Source organism: Streptomyces milbemycinicus, from assembly GCF_002154605.1.
GTDB classification, from domain to species: domain Bacteria; phylum Actinomycetota; class Actinomycetes; order Streptomycetales; family Streptomycetaceae; genus Streptomyces; species Streptomyces milbemycinicus.
In genome coordinates this window covers 1-10,327 of sequence record NZ_MUNE01000649.1, presented here as the reverse complement: position 1 = coordinate 10,327, position 10,327 = coordinate 1, and the positions used below count along the sequence as shown (strand labels likewise).

Here is a 10,327-nt window from a genome sequence, read left to right as displayed (position 1 = left end):
ATGACCAACCAATCACGCACCGTCATGGTGTGTGGTGTTGGTTTGTTTTCTTCATAGTGTTTCGGTGGTTATTGCGTTAGGGAAACGCCCGGTTACATTTCGAACCCGGAAGCTAAGCCTTTCAGCGCCGATGGTACTGCAGGGGGGACCCTGTGGGAGAGTAGGACACCGCCGAACAATTTTTGATAAAGCTCCGGGTGGGAACCACTGGTTTCCGCCCGGAGCTTTTTGTCGTGCCCGAGGCCCCGTGCCAGGCCTCGATACCCTACCGGTAAGGTCATGGGGCATCCATCGTCACCGTTCTCACAGGAGGCTCCCGGGTGGAGGTCCAGGAGACGCGCGTCCAGACCGACCGCGTGCTCACCATCCCGAACATCCTCAGCGCCGCGCGTCTGCTCGGCGTTCCGCTTTTCCTGTGGCTGATCCTGCGGCCCGAGTTCGGCGGGCCGAAGAGTGATGAATGGGCGCTGCTCGTGCTGGCGCTCAGCGGTGTGAGTGACTATCTCGACGGGAAGCTGGCCCGCCGCTGGAACCAGGTCAGCAGCCTTGGCCGGATTCTGGATCCGGCGGCCGACCGTCTCTACATTCTGTCTACACTCGTCGGCCTGACCTGGCGCGACATCCTGCCGATCTGGCTGACCGCGGTGCTTCTCGCACGGGAGTTGGTGCTGCTGGTCATGGTCGGCATCCTGCGGCGTCATGGCTATCCCCCGCCCCAGGTCAACTTCCTCGGCAAGGCAGCGACCTTCAACCTGATGTACGCCTTCCCGTTGCTCCTTCTGAGTGATGGAAGTGGCCCACTTCACACAATCGCTGCTATTTTCGGATGGGCGTTCGCCGGATGGGGTACAACGCTCTATTGGTGGGCAGGAGTCCTCTACGTGGTCCAGGTCCGCCGTCTCGTCAAGGCGGACGCCGCGGCCGACTGAGCTCGCTGATGTGGCAGCCCGTAGTGGTGGGGTGTCCGTAATGCGACAGGTATGTGGGCCATCGGGGTGCGTCAGTCGGCATGACCGTCGTCTCTTCAAGGAGGACGCTTCCGACATGAAGGCCGTCGTGATGGCGGGAGGCGAGGGTACTCGCCTGCGCCCGATGACCTCGACCATGCCAAAGCCGCTGCTGCCGGTGGCCAACCGGCCGATCATGGAGCATGTGCTGCGGCTGCTCAAGCGGCATGGTCTGTGCGAGACCGTGGTGACCGTCCAGTTCCTCGCGTCGCTGGTCAAGAACTACTTCGGGGACGGCGAGGAGCTCGGGATGGAGCTCACGTACGCCAATGAGGAAAAGCCACTCGGCACCGCCGGCAGCGTCAAGAACGCGGAAGAGGCACTCAAGGACGATGCCTTTCTCGTGATTTCGGGTGATGCCCTGACGGATTTCGACCTCACCGAGCTGATCAATTTCCACAAGCAGAACGGGGCGCTGGTCACGGTCTGTCTGACCCGCGTGCCCAATCCGCTCGAGTTCGGCATCACCATCGTCGACGAGGGCGGCCGGGTCGAGCGCTTCCTGGAGAAGCCCACCTGGGGTCAGGTTTTCTCCGACACCGTGAACACCGGCATCTATGTGATGGAGCCGGAGGTCTTCGACTATGTCGAGCCCGATGTGCCCGTCGACTGGTCCGGTGATGTCTTCCCGCAGCTGATGAAGGAAGGCAAGCCGATTTACGGCTATGTCGCCGAGGGCTACTGGGAGGACGTCGGCACCCACGAGAGCTATGTCAAGGCCCAGGCCGATGTGCTCGAGGGCAAGGTCGACGTCGAAATCGACGGCTTCGAGATCTCCCCGGGGGTGTGGGTCGCCGAGGGCGCCGAGGTGCATCAGGACGCCGTGCTGCGCGGCCCGCTCTACATCGGCGACTACGCGAAGGTGGAGGCGGACGCGGAGATCCGCGAGCACACGGTCGTCGGGTCCAACGTCGTCGTGAAGAGCGGTTCCTTTCTGCACAGAGCCGTGGTCCACGACAATGTGTACGTCGGCCAGCAGGCCAATCTGCGCGGCTGCGTCATCGGAAAGAACACCGACGTCATGCGGGCGGCCCGGATCGAGGACGGCGCGGTCATCGGTGACGAGTGCCTGATCGGTGAGGAATCGATCGTCCAGGGCAATGTCCGGGTGTACCCGTTCAAGACAATCGAGGCCGGCGCCTTCGTCAACACCTCGGTCATCTGGGAGTCGCGCGGCCAGGCCCATCTCTTCGGCGCCCGCGGGGTGTCCGGGATCCTGAACGTGGAGATCACCCCGGAGCTGGCCGTACGGCTGGCCGGCGCCTATGCGACGACGCTCAAGAAGGGCTCGACGGTCACCACCGCTCGTGATCACTCCCGTGGTGCGCGGGCGCTCAAACGAGCCGTGATCTCGGCCCTTCAGACCAGCGCCATTGATGTGCGTGACCTGGAGAATGTGCCGCTGCCCGTGGCCCGCCAGCAGACCGCGCGCGGCAGCGCCGGCGGGATCATGATCCGTACCTCGCCGGGCGTGCCCGACTCCGTCGACATCATGTTCTTCGACGAGCGCGGTGCCGATCTGTCCGCCGCCGGGCAGCGGAAGCTGGACCGGGTGTACGCGCGCCAGGAGTACCGGAGGGCGTTCCCCGGCGAGATCGGTGACCTCAGCTTCCCTTCGAGCGTCTTCGACTCGTACACGGGCTCCCTGCTGCGTGCCGTGGACACCAGCGGCATCGCGGAATCCGGTCTCAAGGTTGTCGTGGACGCCACGAACGGCAGCGCCGGGCTCGTTCTGCCCAGTCTGCTCGGCCGGCTCGGTGTCGACGCGCTGACCATCAATCCCGGCCTGAACGAATCGCGTCCCACCGAGACGGTGGAGGCCCGCCGCTCGGGTCTGGTGCGGCTCGGTGAGATCGTGGCCTCGGCCCGCGCGGCCTTCGGTGTGCGCTTCGACCCGGTGGGCGAGCGGCTTTCGCTGGTGGACGAGCGGGGGCGGATCGTGGAGGACGACCGGGCCTTGCTGGTGATGCTGGACCTGGTGGCCGCGGAGCGCCGCAGTGGACGGGTGGCGCTGCCGGTGACCACCACCCGCATCGCCGAGCAGGTGGCGGCTTACCACGGCACGCAGGTGGAGTGGACGACGACCGCGGCCGACGACCTGACCCGGGTGGCCAGGGCGGAGGGCACGATTTACGGCGGGGACGGGCGGGGCGGCTTCATCATCCCCGAGTTCAGCAGCGTCTTCGACGGTACGGCGGCCTTTGTACGCCTCATCGGGCTGGTGGCCCGTACCCAGCTCACCCTCAGCCAGATCGACGCCCGCATTCCGCGCGCCCATGTCCTGCGCCGGGATCTGGCCACTCCGTGGGCGGTCAAGGGGCTGGTCATGCGCCGTGTGGTGGAGGCGGCGGGTGACCGGTCGGTCGACACCACCGACGGGGTGCGGGTGGTCGAGTCCGACGGCCGCTGGGTCATGGTGCTGCCCGACCCGGCAGAGGCGGTCACCCATCTGTGGGCGGAGGGACCGGACGACGCGTCCGCGCAGGGGCTGCTCGATGAGTGGTCCGCCGTGGTGGACAGCGCCGGTCGCTGATCCGTTCCCCCTGGTGGGGGGCGCCTGAGAGTCCGTAGCGGTCTCCGGGCGCACAAGGGGCTCCGCAGCCGCCCATGGCCCGCTTCCGGCGCGCCGGTGGGGCCATTCGGCGGCTGCGCCCCCGACGTGCGACGATGTGCGGCATGCCGCAGCAGCCCCCCGTTCGGAGCACAGCTCCGCCGAGCCCCCGTCCACGTCTCGACGCGTCCATGTCGCTGCTGACCAACGTGATGGACCACAGTCTCGACGAGGGGTATGCGGAGGCCGCCGCGCGCCGTGGTTCGGAGGGGCGGCGGGGCCTGCCGCGTACCCTGCGCGGCAAGCTGGTGCTGGCGGCGGGGCTGCTGCTGGCCGCGGGCATCGTGACCATCGGCGCCGACGAGGCCCGGATATCGGCGCCCAAGCTGGCCAAGGACCGGGAAAAGCTGATCGACCGCATCGAGTCGGGGAACTCGAACGCGGACGACCTCCAGAAGAGCCTGGACAGGCTCCGCAGGGAGGTCGACGACCGGCAGCGGCAGGCGCTGGAGGAGCACGGCGGGGACAAGGGCGAACTGCTCGCGCTGCTGTCCGGGGCGACCGAGGTGAAGGGCCCCGGGGTCAAGCTGGTCGTCAATGACGCCAAGGAAGCCGACCAGGGCGGCGGAGGGCCGCGGCAGAGCACCGGCTTCTCCGATACGGGGCGGGTGCGCGACCGCGATCTGCAGCGGGTGGTCAATGGCCTGTGGCAGTCCGGCGCGGAGGCCGTCTCGATCAATGGGCAGCGGCTGACGGCCCTGTCGGCGATCAGGGCCGCGGGAGACGCCATACTGGTCGACAACAAACCGCTGGTGCCGCCCTATACGGTGCTCGCGGTGGGGGACGGACGGCGGCTGAGCACGACCTTCCAGGACAGTGCCGACGGACAGTACCTGCATGTACTGCACGAAAACTACGGCATCCGCACGAGCATTTCCGCCGCGGGCGAGGTGCGGCTTCCGGCCGCGCCGAGTCTGATCGTACGAACCGCAGAACCGATAGCCGGTGGCGCCCGGAAGGGCGGCGCCGACACAGGGAAGGGCACATCTTGATCGCCGTATTGGGCCTCGTCGTGGGAGTCGTGGTCGGACTTGTGGTCCAACCCGTGGTGCCGACGGTGGTCGAGCCCTATCTGCCGATCGCCGTCGTCGCCGCGCTCGACGCGGTGTTCGGCGGCTTCCGGGCGATGCTCGACGGGATCTTCGACGACAAGGTCTTTGTCGTCTCGTTCCTGTCCAATGTGGTGGTCGCCGCGCTGATCGTCTTCCTCGGCGACAAGCTCGGGGTCGGCGCCCAGCTGTCCACCGGCGTCGTGGTCGTGCTCGGCATCCGGATCTTCTCCAACGCCGCCGCCATCCGCCGCCATGTCTTCCGGGCGTGAGCCGATGACGACTGACGACACGGTGGAGGAGCCCCGGCAGCCCCGCGAGCCGGCCGAGCGGCCCGATCGCCCGGAGGAGCCGCGTACGCCCGAGAGCAGCCCCGATGCGCGACCGGAGAAGGCCGAGGGGGAGCGGCGGGAGACCGTACCGGCCCCTGAGCCCGCCGAGGACCCTGGTGAAGAGTCCGGTGAGGGGCCGGGAGACGGTCCAGAGGACCGCGCGGAGCCCGAGGCGGCCCAGGAGGGCCAGGAGCCGTCCAGCGGCCGTCAGCGGCTGGTGAAGGGCCTGTGGCCGCCGCGGCTGACGCGGGCCCAACTCATCGTCGCGCTCCTGCTGTTCGGCCTCGGCCTCGGTCTGGCCATCCAGGTGCGCTCGACCAATGAGAACAGCGTGCTGCGCGGCGCGCGGCAGGAGGACCTGGTGCGGATCCTCGACGAGCTGGACAACCGCACCCAGCGGCTGCGGGACGAGAAGCAGCGGCTGGAGACGCAGCGCACCGAACTGGAGAACAGCTCGGACCGGGCCGAGGAGGCCCGTAAGCAGACGGCCCAAAAGGAGCAGCAGCTGGGTGTCCTCGCGGGCACCGTCGCCGCCGAGGGGCCGGGTATGACGATGAAGATCGACGCGTCGAAGGGCACCGTGGAGTCGGACATGCTGCTCGACGCGGTCCAGGAACTGCGCGCCGCCGGGGCCGAGGCCATCCAGATCGGCAAGGTGCGGGTGGTCGCGAGCACGTACTTCACGGACGTCGGCGGCGCGGTCGAAATCGATGGACGGAAAGTGACGCTGCCGTACGTGATCAAGGTCATCGGCAAGCCGGAGGACTTGGAGCCGGCCCTGAACATTCCGGGCGGAGTGGTGCAGAGCCTGGAGAAGGAGCAGGCCACCGTGTCCATCGAGCGCTCGAAGAAGATCGTCGTCGACGCCTTGCGGTCGGCGAAGCGGCCTGACTACGCTCGGTCGTCGTCGCGGTGAGGTGGTTAGGTATGGGAGTCTCGCGGCAAGACGACGAGGACGCGGGGGGTCGGCGCACCGGAAGAGTCGCGCGTGATGGAAACTGTCTGGTGGTCACGGACGTTGTGAGGATGTCCGGACCGTCTGGTGTGTGCATCGAGGGTTTGCCCTGCCCCACGGGCGGGTCTGTTTCAGTCAAGGGGAATCGCCCGTGAAGTTGTTCGGGAAGTTGTTCGGCAAGAGTGCGCGCCAGGACGGCGGCAGCAGCACCGCCCGCCATCGCGCCCCGCGTGCCGCGGAGGAGAGCGGGGTGAGCGAGGAGCGTCCGCTGTTCCGGGACGGTGGCGGCATTCCGGGTGGTCAGGGCGCGTCTTCTGTTGACCCCTCCGCGCCCGGACCCATAGGTTTCGGGGAGCCATCGACCGCGAACACGGGCGGAGGGTTCGGCTTGCCGGTATGTCAGAGGTGCGGCCATCAGAACGCCCAGGCCAGCCGTTTCTGCTCCAACTGCGGCGCGCCGCTGCGGGGCCAGGCGCCCTCCGAGCGCGCGTCGGAGACCACGTCCACGATTTCGATCTCCGGTCTTGAGGCATACGACGCCGAGGTGACCGGGCAGACTCCGCTCCCCTCGCTCTCCCCGGAGGCCCAGGCGGCCGTCGATGCGCTGCCCCCGGGGTCCGCGCTGCTGGTGGTCCGCCGCGGGCCGAACTCCGGCAGCCGCTTCCTGCTGGACAGCGATGTGACCACGGCCGGCCGTCATCCGCAGAGCGACATCTTCCTGGACGACGTGACCGTCTCGCGCCGTCATGTGGAGTTCCGCCGCGGCCAGGACGGCTCCTTCACCGTCGCGGACGTCGGCAGCCTGAACGGGACGTACGTCAACCGTGAGGCGATCGACTCGGCCATCCTGAACAGCGGTGACGAGGTGCAGATCGGCAAGTACCGGGTGGTCTTCTACCCGAGCCAGCGGGGCTTCGGCATCTGACCCGTCAGGGGAGGTCCATGCTTCAGACACCGTCGGGCGGTGCCGACACCGGCACCGCCCCCGCGGGCGGCCGGGCGATGAGCATCGGCACCGTGCTGAATCTGCTGCGGGACGAATTCCCCGAGGTCACCCTCTCCAAGATCCGTTTTCTGGAGGCCGAGGGCTTGGTCGAGCCGCGGCGCACGCCCTCCGGCTACCGCAAATTCAGCCCGGAGGACGTGGCGCGGCTCGGCCATGTTCTGCGTATGCAGCGTGACCACTACCTGCCACTGAAAGTCATCCGGGAGCATCTGGACGCCCTGGAGCGGGGAGAGCGGCCCCAGCTGCCCGCCGCGGACCCCGGCGCCCTGCCGGAGGGATCATCGGCCGGGGAGGGCCCGGAGGGCGCCGGGGAGCGCCCCACGGCCGCCCGGGTGAGCCGGGCCGAGCTGCTGGCCGTCACCGGGATCGATGAGGGGAAGCTGGCCGAGTGGGAGTCGTTCGGGCTGATCGGGCCGGGTGCGGACGGCGGATACGAGATCGAGGCGGTGACCGTCGCCAGGCTCGTCGCGGACCTGGGTCGTTTCGGTCTGGAACCACGTCATTTGAGGATCATGAAAACCGCCGCGGAGCGCGATGCCGGGCTGCTCGAGCAGGTGGTCGCCCCCCTGCGGCGACACCCGAATCCGCAGACCAGAGCCCATGCGGAGGCCAGCGCCCGGGAGCTGGCCGAGCTGTCCGTGCGGCTTCATGCGGCCTTTGTCCAGTCCGCTCTGCGGGCCGGTTCCCGGTGACCGGCGCGGCCCCGACTATCCAAACCGGCCGGGCACGTCCTAGGGTTGCTGTGTGAACGAGCTCGACGTCGTGGGTGTCCGGGTGGAGATGCCCTCCAACCAACCGATCGTGCTCCTGCGCGAGGTAGGAGGCGACCGCTACCTCCCCATCTGGATCGGACCGGGAGAGGCGACGGCGATCGCCTTCGCCCAGCAGGGCATGGCTCCGGCGCGCCCGCTGACCCACGACCTCTTCAAGGACGTGCTCGACGCGGTCGGCCAGCAGCTCACCGAAGTCCGCATCACGGATCTGCGCGAGGGTGTCTTCTACGCGGAGCTGGTGTTCGCCAGCGGCGTGGAGGTCAGCGCCCGGCCGTCCGACGCCATAGCGCTGGCGCTGCGCACCGGCACGCCGATTTACGGCAGTGACGGGGTGCTGGACGACGCGGGGATCGCCATCCCGGACGAGCAGGAGGACGAGGTGGAGAAGTTCCGCGAGTTCCTCGACCAGATCTCGCCCGAGGACTTCGGCACCAGCAGCCAGTGAGCCTGGCCGGCGAACCATCGGCGGCCAGGGAATGGCAGATGTGAGCTGTGCTGTCCGCCGGTCTTCGACAGCACATTCGAGTAGCCTTTCCCGGAAGAGGGATATGGGAAACCACCCTTAGGGTGATTATCACTCGGCGTGCCGAGTGTGGCGATCGTTGACGCACCCCGGGTGACTGCCTACCGTCGAGAAGGCAGGTCGAGGACGGAGGTCGGCGTGAGAAGCAGCGGCGACGGCACGGCGGCAGGCGGTCCGTATACGCTCCCCGGGAGCGTACCGGCCGAACCGGTACTGAAGGCTCGGGTGGCGGCACAGGCCACGCCGCCACGCGAAGGCGCCGTGGCGAAGCCCGAGAAGGTGGGCTATCGCGGGCCGACCGCCTGCGCGGCCGCCGGCATCACCTACCGCCAGCTGGACTACTGGGCGCGCACCGGGCTCGTGGAGCCGAGCGTGCGGCCCGCGTACGGCTCGGGCAGCCAGCGGCTCTACAGCTTCCGGGACGTCGTCGTTCTCAAGATCGTCAAGCGGCTTCTGGATACCGGCGTGTCCCTGCAGAACATCCGGGCCGCCGTCCAGCACCTGCGCTCGCGCGGCCTCGACGACCTCGCCCAGATGACGCTGATGAGCGACGGGGCGACGGTTTACGAATGCACCTCGCCCGACGAGGTGGTCGACCTCCTCCAGGGCGGCCAGGGCGTCTTCGGGATCGCCGTGGGCGTGGTGTGGCGGGACGTGGAGAGCGCGCTGGCGCAGCTCCACGGCGAGCGCGTGGACACCGGCGAGACGCTGGTGGGGCACAACCCCGCCGACGAGCTCGCCCGGCGCCGTAACCGCGCGGGCTGAGCGCGGGGCCGCCGCACCCGGCCGTCAGTGCCCGGTTGTCGGTGGCCCGTGGTCCGACTGGCAGTCCGGATGGGTAGTCCCGATTGTCAGTGGCATGCGGCAGCATCTGTAGGTGTGAGGGGTGCGCCGACGATTCTGCATCTGGACATGGACGCCTTCTACGCCTCGGCGGAGCAGGCGGCCAAGCCCAGCCTGCGCGGCAAGCCGGTGATCGTCGGCGGCCTGGGGCCGCGCGGCGTGGTGGCCACGGCTTCCTATGAGGCGCGGGTGTTCGGAGTCCACTCGGCCATGGCGATGGCCCAGGCCCGCCGCCTGTGTCCGAACGCGGCATATCTCACCCCCCGCTTCTCCCTGTACCGCCAGGTGAGCGACAGGGCCATGGCCCTGCTGGCCACCCTGTCCCCGCTGGTCGAGCCGCTGAGCCTGGACGAGGCGTTCGTGGATCTGGAGGCGGGCGGTGTCCCGGCCACGGCCGAGGCGGCGCGGGCCGTGGGGGAGCGGCTGCGCGCGGACATCGTGGCTGCGACCGGGCTGACCGGCTCGGTGGGCCTGGCCGGGTCCAAGATGCTCGCCAAGATCGCCTCCGAGCGGGCCAAGCCCGATGGGCTGGTGCTCATCGAACCGGGCACCGAGTGGGAGCTCCTGGGGCCGCTGACCGTGCGTACCTTGCCCGGGGTGGGCCCGGCCACCGCGGAGGCGCTGCGCCGGGCCGGGATCACCACCGTCGCCGAGACGAGGGAGGCGGGGGAGGAGGAGCTGGTCCGGCTGCTGGGCAAGGCCCATGGCGCGTCGCTGTACGTCATGGCCTGTGGGCAGGACGACCGGCCGGTCGTGGCCGAGCGGGACGCCAAGTCCGTATCGGTGGAGGACACATACGACGTCGACCTCACCGACCGCACACGGGTGCAGCTGGAGGTGGCGCGGCTCGCCGACCGGTGTGTGCGGCGGCTGCGCGGAGCCGGCCGTTCGGGCCGCACGGTCGTGCTCAAGGTGCGGCGTTACGACTTCTCCACGCTGACCCGCTCGGAGACGCTGCGCGGGCCGACGGACGATCCGGCGGTGGTGCGGGAGGCCGCGGCGCGGCTGCTGGAAGGCGTGGACACCACGGCGGGTGTGCGGCTGCTGGGAGTGGGCGTGAGCGGCCTGGCGGACTACACCCAGGAGGATCTGTTCGCCCAGGCCGCCCAGGCCGCTCATGAGGCCCAGGGGGCTCAGGAAGCCGCCGAGGGGACGGGCGAGGCCGGAGGGGCACCGGAGCCCGCCCTGGCGGCCCTGGAGGACGACGAGGGCGCCGACCGGCCCCGCC

10 protein-coding genes and 1 rRNA gene are annotated in these 10,327 nt (G+C 69.1%); all 11 read left to right on the top strand.

What is annotated here, in order from left to right:
* Positions 1-60: 60 nt before the first annotated feature.
* Positions 61-177 (top strand): 5S ribosomal RNA (rrf, locus tag CCN51_RS41505).
* A gap of 143 nt (positions 178-320) precedes the next feature.
* Positions 321-929 carry a cardiolipin synthase ClsA gene (gene clsA / locus CCN51_RS41500; RefSeq protein ID WP_014181297.1) on the top strand — a complete coding sequence of 203 codons (609 nt, stop codon included), beginning with the start codon at positions 321-323 and terminating at the stop codon, positions 927-929.
* 115 nt (positions 930-1,044) lie between these two features.
* A complete protein-coding gene (locus tag CCN51_RS41495; protein WP_014181298.1) occupies positions 1,045-3,540 on the top strand; it encodes a mannose-1-phosphate guanyltransferase in 2,496 nt (831 codons plus the stop codon).
* A 143-nt stretch (positions 3,541-3,683) separates the two neighbouring features.
* Complete coding sequence (locus CCN51_RS41490; RefSeq protein WP_043488037.1) at positions 3,684-4,610, top strand: DUF881 domain-containing protein; 927 nt, start codon at positions 3,684-3,686, stop codon at positions 4,608-4,610.
* The gene (locus CCN51_RS41485; protein WP_014181300.1) at positions 4,607-4,939 is read left to right on the top strand and encodes a small basic family protein; all 333 of its coding nucleotides are present in this window, start codon (positions 4,607-4,609) and stop codon (positions 4,937-4,939) included. The genes CCN51_RS41490 and CCN51_RS41485 overlap by 4 nt, the downstream gene beginning before the upstream one ends.
* A gap of 4 nt (positions 4,940-4,943) precedes the next feature.
* Entirely contained in the window at positions 4,944-5,915 is a 972-nt protein-coding gene (locus tag CCN51_RS41480; RefSeq protein ID WP_014181301.1) for a DUF881 domain-containing protein, read from the top strand.
* Positions 5,916-6,045: 130 nt separating this feature from the next.
* Positions 6,046-6,879 (top strand): FHA domain-containing protein, encoded by an 834-nt coding sequence (locus CCN51_RS41475; protein WP_193383760.1) that lies wholly within the window; start codon positions 6,046-6,048, stop codon positions 6,877-6,879.
* 17 nt (positions 6,880-6,896) lie between these two features.
* Positions 6,897-7,652 (top strand): transcriptional regulator FtsR, encoded by a 756-nt coding sequence (ftsR, locus tag CCN51_RS41470; protein WP_014181303.1) that lies wholly within the window; start codon positions 6,897-6,899, stop codon positions 7,650-7,652.
* Positions 7,653-7,704: 52 nt separating this feature from the next.
* Positions 7,705-8,178 carry a bifunctional nuclease family protein gene (locus CCN51_RS41465; protein WP_014181304.1) on the top strand — a complete coding sequence of 158 codons (474 nt, stop codon included), beginning with the start codon at positions 7,705-7,707 and terminating at the stop codon, positions 8,176-8,178.
* Between the two features lie 216 nt (positions 8,179-8,394).
* On the top strand, positions 8,395-9,021 hold the full coding sequence (locus CCN51_RS41460; RefSeq protein WP_014181305.1) for a MerR family transcriptional regulator: 627 nt from the start codon (positions 8,395-8,397) through the stop codon (positions 9,019-9,021).
* 114 nt (positions 9,022-9,135) lie between these two features.
* The coding region (locus CCN51_RS41455) for a DNA polymerase IV (RefSeq protein ID WP_170061362.1) at positions 9,136-10,327 on the top strand (1,192 nt) is incomplete at its 3' end.